Raw genomic sequence first — 12,562 nt, 5'->3', positions numbered from 1 at the left:
GATCGACAGTGAACGACGGTACCGACCGCCCCTACCGCGTGCGGATGCTGTACCACCCGAGGATCCACGTCCCGAGCCTGGACCAGGCGGAGGACTTCTTCGCCCGGGTCTTCGGCCGGCCGAGCACCAACTTCTCCGTCGTCATGCCCGAGCCGCCGGCGCCCGGACACTCCGTCGGGTACTCGACCTTCACCTCGGTCAGCGACGTGCTCATCGACAGCCTGGAACCGAAGCGCTACCTCACCGGCGGCACCCAGCGCTACCCGGACGTCGAGGTCCCGCACCTGGAGACGACCGGCTGGTACGTCGACGGAGTCAAGGCGCTGTACCGCGAACTCCGCGCTGGGGGCCTGCGGCTCGTCGACTCGCACGACTCCGTCCTCGACGGCGAGGAGTGGCCCGGCGGCCCGTCACCGTTCCACACCCTGCCGGACGACGCCGGGCTGCGGTACGCCTTCTTCGAGATGTTCCCCTTCCCGCTCGACCCCCGGGTGCGCGAGGGCTGGACGGTTCCGGAGGTCAGCGAGGACGACCCGCTCGGCATCCAACACGCCTCTCACCACACCGTCCTGACGTCCCGTCCGGAACGCGCACTGCGGCTCACCGTGAACGTCCTCGGCGGCGAGGTGGTGCGCACCGGCCGCGACGAACTGCGCGGCGTCGCGGGTCCGTTCGTCCGGCTCGCCGACACGGTGTTCCACTTCGCCGCACCGGACCCCGGCAGCCCGGCCGCCGCCGATGCGGCGGCCCACGCGCCGCTGGACACCTACCACGCGATCACCTGGAAGGTGGTCGACCTGGAGCGCACCGCCAAGCACCTCGATGCCGAGGGCGTGCGCATCGCACACCGCTCACGGACCGCCCTGGTGACCGACCCGGCCACCAGCCTCGGCGTCCCGTGGGGCTTCACCACCGATTCCATTTGAGGAGACATCTGATGACCGACAGTTCCCAGCCCGCGCACGAGATCCTGCTGGCGCTCACCAACCCGGTCGAGGGCCGGGAGGAGGAGTTCCGCACCTGGTACTGGGAGACCCACATCCCCGAGGTGCTCGCCCTCCCCGGCATCGTCTCGGCGCGCCGTTACCTGGCCCCCGAGTCCGCCACCGGCGTCTCGCACCGCTATGTGACGCTCTACGAGGTGGAGGGCTCCGCCGAGGCCGCCCGCGACAAGCTCTTCACCTCCGGCCTGAGCACGAGCGACGCCCTCGACGTCACCACGGTCGCCATGCTGCCGCTGCTGGCGAAGGACTAGCCGACCTGCGGTCCGGCAACCGCTGAGGCCCCGCCCGGAACGTTCCGGGCGGGGCCTCGATGCTGGGACAAGGGCCGCCGGCCTACGGCTTCTCGGCGCCGGTGAATCTGCGGGTGAGCACCTGTGCGGCCTGCTTGACCAGTTCGGTGAAGTCCGCGGTGGTCGTCGCGTTGAAGCGGGTCTCCGGGATGGTGATGCCGACGTCGCCGATGACGGCGTCCGCCGGGCCCATCACCGGCGCGGCGATGGCGATGGCCCCGTCGATCCGCTCGCCGTGCGATATGGCGTAGCCGTCCCGCCGGATCTGGGCCAGTCGCTCGGCGAGCTTGTCGGGATCGACCAGGGTCCGGTTGGTCAGCACGTCGAGGCTGCCGTGCACGATCGCGTCCTGCACCTCGGTGGGCAGGAAGGCGAGGATCGCCAGACCGCTGGCCCCCGCGTGCAGCGGGAGCCAGACGCCCTGCGGGACGGTGTAGCGCAGCGGGTGCGGGGACTCGACGGACAGCGCGAACATCATCTGCCGGCGCTGGTCGTTGTAGACCGCGAAGAACGCCGACTCGCCGCTGCGCTCGGTGACGTCGGCCAGGACGTCGTTGGCGGCCTCGCGGATCGGGAAACGGGTGTTGGTGGTCCAGGCCAGCCTCAGGAACTCCATCCCGAGCCGGTAGCTGCCGGTCGGGGTGCGGGCCACCATGCCCAACTCCTCCAGATCGCTGAGGAGTCGGTGGGCGGTGCTGGCGCTGACGCCGATGCGGGTGCCGAGGTCGCGCACCCCGTAGACCTGCTTGCCGCCGTCGACCATCAGGGTGAGGATCTCGACCCCCCGGGCGAGCGGATGCCGCTGGCGATCGGGGGCGCCTGCGGTCACCTCGGTTGCCTGCGACTCCACGCGCTGCTCCTTCTGGCCCGTTCAGTGGGATGGGAGTTCTCTTTAACCAAACACTAGCAGGGGCCGCCCTGGCAGGCGGTGACCTGTGTGAGGATTTCTCGCCTTGATCTGAGCACGTAGAGCATAGGGGTACGGGGGCGGATCCGACGGTGGGTCACCGGTCGATGCCGGCGGCCACCAGCATGTCGGCGCGGTGGTGGAACTTGGCGCGGTCCCGGCCCGAGGCCTGGCCGAGCCGCACCTCGGCCGCCTCGATGGCCAGCCAGCGGCTCCAGTTCACCACCGGCACGCCACGCGAGCGCAGCAGGTCGTCGATGGCCGTGCCGCCGGCGTCCGTGTCGGTGTCGCGTTCCAGTGCGGCCGCGGCGTCCGCCAGGACGGCGGTGGCGGTCTCGCTCGCGCACAGCCGGTTGGTGCCGATCACCCCGCTGGGGCCGCGCTTCGCCCAGCCGACCACGTACAGGCCCGGCACGGTCCGGTCGCCGTCCAGCACCCGGGAGTCGCGGTGCGGGACCGTGCCGGTCGCCTCGTCGAACGGCGCCCCGCCGAGCGGAACGCTGCGGTAGCCGATCGCCGGCAGCACCAGGCCCGTCTCCAGGACCTCGACCTGCGCGGGGTCCGCGGTGTGGGCCAGGGCGATGCCGGTGACCGAGGTGTCGCCGACGAACTCGACCGGCGTCCGGTTGAACAGGAAGCGGATGGCGCGCGACCGGCCCTGCGGTTGCCGGTCGGCTATCTTCCGCAGCGAGCCCAGCATCCGCGCGACCGCTGGCCTGCTCGGCGCGCCCGCGCCGGCCTGCTGCGCCTCCGCGAGCGCCAGCTCCTCGGCGGGGACGATCACGTCCGCGCCCTCGACCTCGGCCAGTTCCAGGAGTTCCTTGCCGGTGAACTTGGCGGCCTCGGGCCCGCGCCGCCCGACGATGCAGACCTCGCGGACCGCATGGCCGGCCAGGGCCTCGATGACGTGCTCGGGCACGTCGGTGCGGCGCAGTTCGTCGGGCGTGCGCACCAGCATCCGCGCCACGTCCAGGGCGACGTTGCCGACGCCGACGACGACCGCGCGCTCGGCGGACAGCAGCGAGGTGTCGAAGTCGGCGTCCGGGTGCCCGCTGTACCAGGAGACGAAGCGGCCGGCCGGGACCACGCCGCCGAGGTCCTCGCCGGGGACGCCCAGCCGGCGGTCCAGCGGCGCGCCGGAGGCCAGCACCACCGCGTCGTAGTGCTCGCGCAGCTCGCTGACGGTGATGTCCGAACCGACCGTCACATTGCCGAGGAAGCGGACGCCGGGCGTCTCGAAGATCTCGGCGAACGAGGCGACAATGGACTTGATCTTCTGGTGGTCGGGCGCGACGCCGTAGCGCACCAGGCCGAACGGCGTGGGGAGGCGCTCGAAGACGTCGACGGAGACCGGGTGGTCGGCCTCCTCGGCCAGGATCTGAGCACAGAACGCTCCGGCGGGGCCGGAGCCCACGACTGCGACTCGTAGCGCGCGCACGTCCACTCCCAGTGTGTCGTATAACGGAACAGGTGATTCTTTCAGCGAGTGTCGTTTGCGCCGAACGGCATGTCAAGCAGTTGACATGGCATTCTGCAGCGTGCCAACCTGAGCGCATTCTTGACAACGGAACGGTCGTTCCGTTTGCCGAAACAGTCTCCGAGGAAGGCTCCTATGACCAGCACGGATCGGGTCGCCGTCGTCACCGGGGGAGCCGCGGGCATCGGTCGGGCCATCGCCGAGCGCCTCGCGAAGAACGGACTCAGGGTCGCCATTCTCGACGTGGTCGACGGCGCGGCGGAAGAGGCGGCCACCTCCATCGAGAAGGCCGGCGGCGTCGCCCGCGGCTACCGCGCCGACGTCAGCGACCGCGAACAGGTGGACGCGGCCCTGACGGCAGCCCGGCTGGAGCTGGGGCCGCTGGCCGTCGTCGTGGCCAACGCGGCGATCGCCCGGCAGCAGCCGTTCCTGGACATGACGCTCCAGCAGTGGAACGAGACCCTGTCGATCAACCTGACCGGAACCTTCAACGTGGTCCAGTCGGCCCTGCCCGACCTGGTCGAGGCGGGCTGGGGCCGGGTGGTGCTGATCTCCTCCTCCAGCGCCCAGCGCGGCGCACCGAGGATGGCCCACTACGCGGCGTCCAAGGGCGGACAGCTCGCCCTGACCAAGGCCCTCGCGATGGAGTTCGGACGCTCCGGCATCACCGTCAACACGGTGGCGCCGTCGTCGATCGACACCCCGAGCGTGGAGAAGAAGCGCGCCACCGGCGCCATGCCCTCGGCCGAGGAGATGGCCAAGTTCATCCCGGTCGGCCGGACCGGCAGCGGCGACGACATCGCCGCGGCGGTCGCCTATCTCGTATCCGACGAGGCGTCGTACGTGACGGGTCAGACCGTCAGCGTCAACGGCGGCTCCTTCATAGGGTGATTCCATGAGCCAGCCACGTATCCCGGTCCGCCCCGTCGACGACTGGACCGACGAGGTCGACGAGGCCTTCTCCGCGCTCCGGGCCCATGTGCCGGGCGGTCAGGCCGCCGCGACCGACGGACCGGTCGCCCGTCCGCAGTCCCACATCCTCGGCATCTACGCCTGGCACCCGGCCCTGATCCGCGGCTGGATGCCCTTCTCCAACCACCTGCGCAACTCCACCCTCCCGGACCGGGTCCGCGAGATCGCGATCGTCCGCTCCACCTGGCTCGGCTACGGCGAGTACGAGTGGGCCCAGCACGTGCGGATGAGCCGGGCCGCCGGGTGGCTCACCGACGCCGAGGTCGAGGCGCTCTCCGAGGGCCCCGGCGCCGCCGAGTGGTCGAAGGGTGACAGCGCCGTGGTCAGGGCTGTGGACGAGCTGTGCGGCAGCAAGAACATCGCCGACGGCACCTGGAGCGAACTGGAGGCGCAGTTCTCCCGCCAGCAGCTCATCGACTTCGTCTTCACCGTGGGCACCTACGACATGCACTGCATGGCCTTCAACGCCCTGGGGCTGGAACTGGAGGACGGCATGACCGGCTTCCCCGATGAGCACCGCCCCGCCGACCACCGCCCCGCCGAGCACCGCCCCGCCGAGCAGCGGCGCGACCGTTGAGCGGCACGGTGCGCCCGGGGGCGCTGCGCTGGGCGGTGAAGGACTCCTTCGTCCACTATGTGCGCGTGATCGCGGGCGGCAGCTGCGAGGTCCTGGACGGCGCCGAGCCGGGCACCGGCGGGGCCTTCGTGTTCCCGCTGCTGGCGGCCGAGGAGGACGGCGAGGGCCGGACGCTCTCCTTCGGGGGAGCGGTCCGCTTCCAGGCGCACCACGGATTCCTCGACGTCGAACTGCGCGACCTGCAGCTGCGGCTGACGGAGGGTGGCGGCGCGCTCAGCATCCGCGGTGCGGACGGCGGCCGGGTCACCGTGGCCACCACGGCGCCCGCCGCTGCGGTCCAGGAGGCCGGGCTGCTCCGCTGGCCGGCCCTGGTCCCGTACCTGACCGAGGCCGGGGTCGCGGTCTTCGGTGACGTCTACGCGGCCGGCTCGGAGTTCGCCCCGATCGACGCCGCCGTACTGATAAATTGAGCGCCCATGTCACAGACCTCGCCTGAGCGGCCCGCGCGCCGCGGCGGCTCCCCGACCGGCGGACAGCGCGCCAACGTCCGAGGTCAGGTGACCCGGCAGCGGATCCTCACGGCCGCCGAGCGGCTCTTCGCCGAACACGGGATCTCAGCCGTTCCGCTGCGGGACATCGGCATCGCCGCCGGCCAGCGCAACCACGCGAGCGTGCAGTACCACTTCGGGGACCGCGACGAGGTGGTGAAGGCCATCATGGAGTTCCGCGGGGCCGAGAGCGAGGCCAGCCGCACCGGCATCGTCGCCGATCTGATGCTCGGCGGCCGGACCCCCACCGTCACCGACGTGGTCAGCGCGTTCGTCCGGCCGCTGGCGATCCACTTCCAGCCCGACAACCACTACCTGCCCTTCCTCTCCCTCTACATCACCGAGGAGGGCGGCTACGAGGGCCTGGTCGGCGTGCGCACCGGTTCGTCGGTGGTCACGCTGCGGACCCTGCTCGGGCGGCTGGTGCCGCAGGTCCCGGAGGCCGTGCTCGACGAGCGCTGGCTGGTGACGCTGACCAGCGCAGTGCACGCGCTGGCGCGCTACCAGTCCGCCCAGCGCAAGCGCGCGCACCTGCCTGCCAAGATCGACGTGCTGGTCGAGGACCTGATCACCTTCCTCAGCGCCGGGATCCTGGCCCCGCTGGCCCAGGGGGACCCGCGCGCGGTCCTGACGGACTGACAGCCCCGTTGGCGCAGCAGTGCCGTTGACCGGTCCTCGTTGACCGGTTAACGGCACTGCTGCGAGTCGTTCGTTCAGGCGTTCAGGTGGGCCATGAACGTCGACGCCCAGTCGTGCAGGTTCGCCGGGACGTAGTAGCCGGACTCGTCGTTGATCTCGTCCCAGTGCTCGGCGATCTCCTCGACGGTGGGCACCTCGGCGCCGGGGGAGCGGTAGCCGGGGGTGACCGCGAGCAGCCAGCGGGCGAACCGGTGCGCGCCGGCCACCAGGATCTCGCCGTTGACCTTGCAGTCCTCGTGCGCCAGGTAGGCCACCATCGGCGAGACCAGCCCGGTCTGCATCGCCTGGATGCGCGCCTCGTCCAGCTGCCGGGTGGTGATGTTCGGCTTCCCCGCAGCCGTGCTCGGCCGGGTGATCGCGTTCGGCGCGATGCAGTTGACCAGGATGCCGTGCGAGGCGGCCTCCACCGCCAGGCTGCGGGTGAAGCCGATGAGCGCGCCCTTCGCGGTGGCGTAGGCGAGGTTGTCGGCGAGCCCGAACATGCCGGTGGACGTCGTGGTGATCACCCGTCCGTAGCCCTGTTCGACCATGTACGGCCAGGCGGCGCGGGTGGTGTGCCAGGTGCCGCGCAGGTGCACGTCGAGGGTGCGCTCCAGGTTCTCCGCGTCGGCCTCCGGGAAGGTGGCGAATCGGGAGATGCCGGCGTTGTTCACCACGATGTCGATGCGCCCGAACGCGCCGACGGCGCCTTCGACCAGGGCGTGGCAGCCCGCCTCGGTGCCCACGTTGTTGGTGTCGGCGACGGCGACGCCGCCCGCTGCGGTGATCTCCTGGACGACGTCGTTGGCCGGCCCGGAGTCGCTGCCGTCGCCCTCCTTGGTGCCACCGAGGTCGTTCACGACGACCTTGGCACCGCGCTCGGCGAGCAGCAGCGCGTGTGCCCGGCCGAGGCCGCGGCCGGCGCCGGTCACGATGGCGACCCGTCCATCGAATCGGAAGTCAGGGGTGGCGTTCATCGGTCTCCTTCGACTGTGATCTCGCCGCATCTAATCACTCAGGCTCAGATAGTTCAATGCTTCTGGCAGGGCTAAGAGCTGCTTAAAGACTGGATTCGTTGTCATTTTTCATCACTCGTGCTTAGATCCAGAGAGCTGCTGTCAGGGCAGTCGGAACCGAGTGGGAGTGGGTCAGCATGGCAGGGCAGGTCGACAACGACGTTGACGTCGAGGTGCTGGTGATCGGTGCCGGAGTCGTCGGCATCTACGCGCTCTACCGGGCGCTGGAGGCAGGGTTCTCCGCGCAGACGCTGGAAGCCGGCGACGGCGTGGGCGGCGTCTGGTACTGGAACCGCTACCCCTCGGCGCGCTTCGACTCCGAGAGCTACACCTACGCCTACATCTTCTCCAAGGAGCTCTTCGACGAGTGGCGCTGGAAGGAGGAGTTCGCGACCCAGCCGGAGATCGAGGGCTACCTCAATTTCGTCGTCGACCGCTTCGACCTGCGCGAGTCCATCCGCACCGGGGAGAAGGTCGTCTCGGCGGTGCACGACGAGGCCAACAACGTGTGGACGGTGCGCACCGAGAAGGGCACCGTGCTGCGGGCCCGCTGGGTGATCTCGGCGACCGGCGGCCTCTCGGTCCCGCACTACCCGGAGATCGAGGGCCTGGAGGACTTCCGCGGCGAGGCCCACCACACCGGCGCCTGGCCGCACACCCCGCTCGACTTCGCCGGCAAGCGGGTCGCCATCATCGGCAACGGACCCAGCGGCGCCCAGCTGCTGCCGGCGATCGTGGACACCGTCGCCAGCGTGGACCTCTACCAGCGCACGCCGACCTGGACCACCCCGCTGAACAACGCCCCGATCTCGGACGAGCGCCAGGAGTGGCTCAGCGACAACTTCGACGAGATCGTCAAGATCCTCTGCACCTCCCCGTCGGGCTTCCTGCACACCCCGGCCGGCAAGTTCTCCACGGCCGACTCCCCGGAGCAGCGGCAGGCCTTCTACGAGACCATCTGGAAGAGCCCCGGGTTCGCCAAACTGACCTCCAACTACTACGACATGACGACCAATCGCGAGGTCAACCTGGAGTTCTGCGAGTTCCTCGCCAACAAGATCCGCTCCATCGTCACCGACCCGGTGACGGCCGAGCGACTGATCCCGACGGACCACCTCTTCGGCGCCAAGCGCCCGCCGTTCGTCGCGGACTACTACGAGTCCTTCAACAAGCCGAACGCCTCGCTGGTCTCGCTGCGGGAGACCCCGATCCTGAGGATCGACGCCACCGGCATCGAGACCACCGAGCGGCACCGCGACTACGACATCATCGTCTACGCGACCGGCTTCGACTTCGGCACCGGCGCGCTGACCCGGATGGGCGTTCGCGGCCGGCAGGGCCTGGACCTCGGCGTCGACTGGGAGGACGGCCCCTCCGACTTCGGCGGCTTCAGCGCGCACCTGCTGCCCAACTTCTTCTTCCCCGGCGGCCCGCACGGCGCCGGCGGGGGCAACTACCCGCGCTACTCCCAGGACCAGGTCGACTGGATCCTCGGCACGCTGATGTACGCCCGCGAGCACGGCTACGACGTCTTCGAGCCGACCGCGGCGCAGCAGGAGCTGTGGATGACGATGATCGAGGAGCTGGCCCCGCGGTCGATCTTCTCCGCCGAGCACAGCCACTACTACGGCGCCAACGTCCAGGGGAAGGTGCGCAAGTTCCTGCTCAACCCCGGCGGCCGCGGCAAGCTCCACGAGATCCTCAACGAGGTCTCCTCGACCGAGAACTACGGCGGAGCCTTCACCCGCGCGGCCGTGACCGCGGCTGCGGGCGCAGCCGTGGGCGCGGAGTAGCGAGGACGGCCCCGGGGCGCGGCGGACTCAGTTCTGCTCGCGGAAGATCTGCACGATCACCCGCAGCAGGAGCAGGGCGGAGAAGGAGAGCCCGATGCCGCCGATGACGTCGACCAGACCGATGTCGTGCCCCGGGGCGGACTGCACGGTGAGCAGCAGGGCCGAGGCCAGCGCCAGCCCGGTCCCGATCATGCCCAGGACCAGGCGGTTCAGCAGTCCGGTGGCGACCCGGACGTCCTCCGGTTCGGACAGCAGGCTGGTGCGGGTCCGGATCTCGCCCCGCACCAGGCCCCGGGCCAGGTCGTCGATGTCCTGGGGCAGGCGCTTGAGCAGCGGGGCCGCCGACAGTGCCTCCTGCTGGAGGAACTCGCGGATGCCTCCGGAGAACATCTGCTGGGCCACGACCTCGCCGCCCAGGCGCTGGATGCCCTGGATCAGGTTGTACCGGGGGTCGATGAGTTCGATGGTCCCGACCAGGGTGACCAGGGTGCGGAAGAGGGTCGTGGTCGAGCGGGGGAGCGCGATGCCGAAATCGCGGAACACGGTCAGGAAGTCGGTGAACAGGGCCGGGTTCAGGGTGCCGTCGGGCCGGGTGGCGCGGGACAGCAGCCCGGCCAGTTCGCGGTCCAGGGCGTCGGTGTCCAGCCGCGCGGACAGGGTCCCGATCCGCAGGGCCCCTTGCCGCAGCAGGGACGGGTCCTCGGTCTGCATGCCGCGCAGCAGGTCGATCAGGCCGGCGCGCTCGAAGCGGTTGAGCCGCCCCACCGCACCGAAGTCGATCAGCGCCAGCCGCCCGTCCGGGGTGAGGAACACATTGCCCGGGTGCGGGTCGGCGTGGAACCGCTCCCCGGCGGCCATCTGGCGGATCATCAGTCCCAGCAGGGCGTCGGCCAGCGGCCGTCGCCGGTCGCCGTCGAGCCGGTCCAGCACCCCCGGCGTGGCCAGGCTGCGGCCCTGCACCCGCTCCTCCACCAGGACCCGGCCGGTGGTGAACTCGTCCATCACCTGCGGCACTGAGATCAGCTCCACACCCTGCACGGCCTGTCGCGCGGCTGCGACGTTCGCCGCCTCGTAGCGGAAGTCCAGTTCCTCGCGGGTCGACTCGGCGAAGCCGGCGGCCAACTCCTTGAGGCCCAGCGACCGGGCCCAGGCCGCCCGTCGGTCCAGGCGGTCGACCAGGCGCTCCAGGATGTCGAGGTCGCGTTCGACCGACTCGCGCATTCCCGGCCGCTGCACCTTCACCACCACCGCCCGGCCGTCGTGCAGGGTGGCGAAGTGGGTTTGGGCGATCGAGGCGGCCCCGGCGGGGTCCGGGACGAAGTCCGCGAAGACGTCCTCCGGCGGCCCGAGCTCGTCCTGGATCACGGCGCGGATCGCGGCGAGGTCGGCCGGGACCACCTGGTCGTGCAGCCGGGACAGCTCGGCGGCGACCGCGGGAGTGGTCAGGTGCGGCTGCGCGGCCATCGCCTGACCGAGCTTCACGAACAGGCCGCCCGCGTCCTCGAAGGTCGCGGTGAGCGAACGCCCCAGCCGCGACCCCGGTGGCTGCAGCTCGTCCCCGCCGCCGCGCAGCAGGCCGTTGCGAAAGGCGATCATGCTGACCTGGAGATATCGGGTGGTCCGTGCGGCCAGCCGGCGCAGCGAGGCCAGCGGGTGGAGCAGGACTCGGGCACCCTGCCTGCTGCGCAGGCTCCCGACCAGCAGTTCCAGCAGTGCGAAGGTCAGCATCGACAGGCAGGTCACCATGGCCAGGCCGACCGGCACCCACCGCCACGAGAGGCTGGTCGCGTGCCCGGTGACGGCCTGAAGGATCCCGATCGTCGCGCCCTCGCCGACGACCACCGACACCAGGGTGGCCGCCCAGCGCCCGCGGTCGATGCCGAGCAGGCGCCGCACGATCCAGGCGGCGGCCACGACGATGCCCAGCGACACCAGTACCAGTCGTAGGACCACGGGGCCTCCTCCCGTCACAGGGGCGGGGGTGCCGGACCACCCTGACCACCAGTCATTCGACCACGGAGGGCCGGGTGCCCACCCGGACTGCGCCGCCATCCGGGTGTCGACGGTGGGCGTCTCAGCCCTTACTGCTCCCGGTCAGGAGCCGGCGCAGCTCGGGGAGCAGCGCGTCCAGGTCCTGGTCGCTGCGGAAGGCGAGGACGGTGGTGCCGTCAGTGCTGCGGTCGGTGGTGCCCTGTGGGGTGCCGGCCGGGGCGAAGAGGGCGATGACGTCGCGCATGGCCTCGTCGATCTCGGCGACGGGGTCGGCGCACTCGCCGCGGAGCCAGCGCCGCAGGACGTGGTTGTGGGCGGAGACCACGGCGGCGGCCATGATCTCGGCCCGCAGCGAGGCCCCGGGGGTGCGGTCGCCCATCCAGTCGGTGATGAACTCGCGGAACAGTCGCTGGTAGCGGCCGACGCTTGCGATCTCCCGGTCCCGCAGCGCGGCGACCTTGCTGGTCAGGGCGTAGCGGCGGCGGGCGAGGTCGCCCTCCTCCAGGTAGTGCAGCAGCACCAGTCGGACCGCGTCGGAGACGGCCACCAGCCCGGTGGCGTGGCTGGAGGTGGTGAGGCGGTCGCGGACGGCGTCGAGCAGCCGGTCGTGGTCGGGGAAGATCACCGCCTCCTTCGAGCCGTAGTGCCGGAAGAAGGTGGTGCGGCCCACCCCGGCGCGTTCGACGATGTCCTCCACCGTCGTCTGCTCGTAGCCGCGCTCGTCGAAGAGCGTCAGGGCGGCGTCGGTCAGCCGGTCACGCACGGAAGGCCTGCTCATAGCCGCCCATCCTTCCCTGTTCGATCCCCGGGGACTACTTGCCACCCCTGGTGGGACTCAGTACCGTAAGTATGGCACTGAGTCCCAAACGCTCGATCCCCTCGGCGGAAGGCGAAACGCCATGGACAGCACCCACCCCCTTGCCGCGGACGCGGACCCCGGCAGCCGCGAGCTCTGGTTCCAGCGCTGCGTCTGGTGCAACTCGGCGCAGCTGCGCCACGTCAACCTCTGCCGCGTGTGCGCGGGCGACGAGCTGACCTGGGAGCGCAGTTCGGGCAGCGGCAAGGTGACCTCGGTCCGATCCACCCCGAACAGGACGCACTACCCGCCCGCCTTCTCGCTGATCCAGCTCGACGAGGGCCCGCAGGTCGAGGGCTGGGTCGTCGGCGAGTCCTGGCACGAGCTGCAGTCGGGATCCCGCGTGCACTGCAGCGTCAACGCCGGCCCGGCGGAGCACCCGGTCTTCGAACTGGCCCTGCAGCCGGGCAGCGAGCGACCCCGCGCCGCCCACGAGTACTTCTGAGGCAGCC

At 70.8% G+C, this 12,562-nt stretch carries 13 protein-coding genes; 8 read left to right on the top strand and 5 right to left on the bottom strand.

Annotated features, from left to right (window positions below; translation table 11 throughout):
* Positions 1-8: 8 nt before the first annotated feature.
* Positions 9-926, top strand: coding sequence for a VOC family protein (locus ABUW04_RS02970; RefSeq protein WP_380562387.1), 918 nt, complete (start codon positions 9-11; stop codon positions 924-926).
* Positions 927-937: 11 nt separating this feature from the next.
* Complete coding sequence (locus ABUW04_RS02965) at positions 938-1,255, top strand: hypothetical protein (protein WP_380562385.1); 318 nt, start codon at positions 938-940, stop codon at positions 1,253-1,255.
* An 82-nt stretch (positions 1,256-1,337) separates the two neighbouring features.
* Here the strand turns inward: ABUW04_RS02965 and ABUW04_RS02960 are convergent, their stop codons facing one another.
* Both ABUW04_RS02960 and ABUW04_RS02955 read right to left on the bottom strand, forming a co-directional pair.
* Positions 1,338-2,144 carry an IclR family transcriptional regulator gene (locus ABUW04_RS02960; RefSeq protein ID WP_030258352.1) on the bottom strand — a complete coding sequence of 269 codons (807 nt, stop codon included), beginning with the start codon at positions 2,142-2,144 and terminating at the stop codon, positions 1,338-1,340.
* 154 nt (positions 2,145-2,298) lie between these two features.
* A complete protein-coding gene (locus ABUW04_RS02955; RefSeq protein ID WP_380562383.1) occupies positions 2,299-3,639 on the bottom strand; it encodes an FAD-dependent oxidoreductase in 1,341 nt (446 codons plus the stop codon).
* A 174-nt stretch (positions 3,640-3,813) separates the two neighbouring features.
* Here ABUW04_RS02955 and ABUW04_RS02950 point away from each other — a divergent pair, with 174 nt between their 5' ends.
* Genes ABUW04_RS02950 through ABUW04_RS02935 form a run of 4 tightly spaced genes read left to right on the top strand, consistent with a single transcriptional unit; the run spans position 3,814 to position 6,414 of the window.
* Entirely contained in the window at positions 3,814-4,569 is a 756-nt protein-coding gene (locus ABUW04_RS02950; protein ID WP_380562381.1) for an SDR family oxidoreductase, read from the top strand.
* Between the two features lie 4 nt (positions 4,570-4,573).
* Entirely contained in the window at positions 4,574-5,227 is a 654-nt protein-coding gene (locus ABUW04_RS02945) for a carboxymuconolactone decarboxylase family protein (RefSeq protein WP_380562379.1), read from the top strand.
* Positions 5,224-5,697 (top strand): HtaA domain-containing protein, encoded by a 474-nt coding sequence (locus ABUW04_RS02940; protein ID WP_380562377.1) that lies wholly within the window; start codon positions 5,224-5,226, stop codon positions 5,695-5,697. The genes ABUW04_RS02945 and ABUW04_RS02940 overlap by 4 nt, the downstream gene beginning before the upstream one ends.
* A gap of 6 nt (positions 5,698-5,703) precedes the next feature.
* On the top strand, positions 5,704-6,414 hold the full coding sequence (locus ABUW04_RS02935; protein ID WP_380562375.1) for a TetR family transcriptional regulator: 711 nt from the start codon (positions 5,704-5,706) through the stop codon (positions 6,412-6,414).
* Positions 6,415-6,488: 74 nt separating this feature from the next.
* Here the strand turns inward: ABUW04_RS02935 and ABUW04_RS02930 are convergent, their stop codons facing one another.
* The gene (locus tag ABUW04_RS02930; RefSeq protein WP_380562373.1) at positions 6,489-7,430 is read right to left on the bottom strand and encodes an SDR family NAD(P)-dependent oxidoreductase; all 942 of its coding nucleotides are present in this window, start codon (positions 7,428-7,430) and stop codon (positions 6,489-6,491) included.
* Between the two features lie 176 nt (positions 7,431-7,606).
* On the opposite strand from ABUW04_RS02930, the gene ABUW04_RS02925 reads away from it, so the two are divergent.
* The gene (locus ABUW04_RS02925) at positions 7,607-9,262 is read left to right on the top strand and encodes a flavin-containing monooxygenase (protein WP_380562371.1); all 1,656 of its coding nucleotides are present in this window, start codon (positions 7,607-7,609) and stop codon (positions 9,260-9,262) included.
* Positions 9,263-9,289: 27 nt separating this feature from the next.
* Here the strand turns inward: ABUW04_RS02925 and ABUW04_RS02920 are convergent, their stop codons facing one another.
* Both ABUW04_RS02920 and ABUW04_RS02915 read right to left on the bottom strand, forming a co-directional pair.
* Positions 9,290-11,215 carry an ABC1 kinase family protein gene (locus ABUW04_RS02920; RefSeq protein WP_030258328.1) on the bottom strand — a complete coding sequence of 642 codons (1,926 nt, stop codon included), beginning with the start codon at positions 11,213-11,215 and terminating at the stop codon, positions 9,290-9,292.
* Between the two features lie 121 nt (positions 11,216-11,336).
* Positions 11,337-12,032 carry a TetR/AcrR family transcriptional regulator gene (locus ABUW04_RS02915; RefSeq protein ID WP_030258326.1) on the bottom strand — a complete coding sequence of 232 codons (696 nt, stop codon included), beginning with the start codon at positions 12,030-12,032 and terminating at the stop codon, positions 11,337-11,339.
* 121 nt (positions 12,033-12,153) lie between these two features.
* On the opposite strand from ABUW04_RS02915, the gene ABUW04_RS02910 reads away from it, so the two are divergent.
* The gene (locus tag ABUW04_RS02910; protein WP_051725813.1) at positions 12,154-12,555 is read left to right on the top strand and encodes a Zn-ribbon domain-containing OB-fold protein; all 402 of its coding nucleotides are present in this window, start codon (positions 12,154-12,156) and stop codon (positions 12,553-12,555) included.
* Positions 12,556-12,562: the final 7 nt, after the last annotated feature.

Origin of the sequence: Streptacidiphilus jeojiensis, assembly GCF_042510965.1 — a bacterium.
Taxonomy (GTDB): Bacteria; Actinomycetota; Actinomycetes; order Streptomycetales; family Streptomycetaceae; genus Streptacidiphilus; species Streptacidiphilus jeojiensis.
Note: the sequence above shows the minus strand (reverse complement) of the source record. Positions and strands in the feature narration are given on the sequence as shown.

Excerpts from the sequence above, each read along its gene's own strand:
- ABUW04_RS02925 (WP_380562371.1), top strand. The coding sequence starts at position 7,607 with ATGGCAGGGCAGGTCGACAACGACGTTGACGTCGAGGTGCTGGTGATC.
- ABUW04_RS02945 (WP_380562379.1), top strand. The coding sequence starts at position 4,574 with ATGAGCCAGCCACGTATCCCGGTCCGCCCCGTCGACGACTGGACCGAC.
- ABUW04_RS02910 (WP_051725813.1), top strand. The coding sequence starts at position 12,154 with ATGGACAGCACCCACCCCCTTGCCGCGGACGCGGACCCCGGCAGCCGC.
- ABUW04_RS02935 (WP_380562375.1), top strand. The coding sequence starts at position 5,704 with ATGTCACAGACCTCGCCTGAGCGGCCCGCGCGCCGCGGCGGCTCCCCG.
- ABUW04_RS02930 (WP_380562373.1), bottom strand. The coding sequence starts at position 7,430 with ATGAACGCCACCCCTGACTTCCGATTCGATGGACGGGTCGCCATCGTG.
- ABUW04_RS02965 (WP_380562385.1), top strand. The coding sequence starts at position 938 with ATGACCGACAGTTCCCAGCCCGCGCACGAGATCCTGCTGGCGCTCACC.
- ABUW04_RS02915 (WP_030258326.1), bottom strand. The coding sequence starts at position 12,032 with ATGAGCAGGCCTTCCGTGCGTGACCGGCTGACCGACGCCGCCCTGACG.
- ABUW04_RS02950 (WP_380562381.1), top strand. The coding sequence starts at position 3,814 with ATGACCAGCACGGATCGGGTCGCCGTCGTCACCGGGGGAGCCGCGGGC.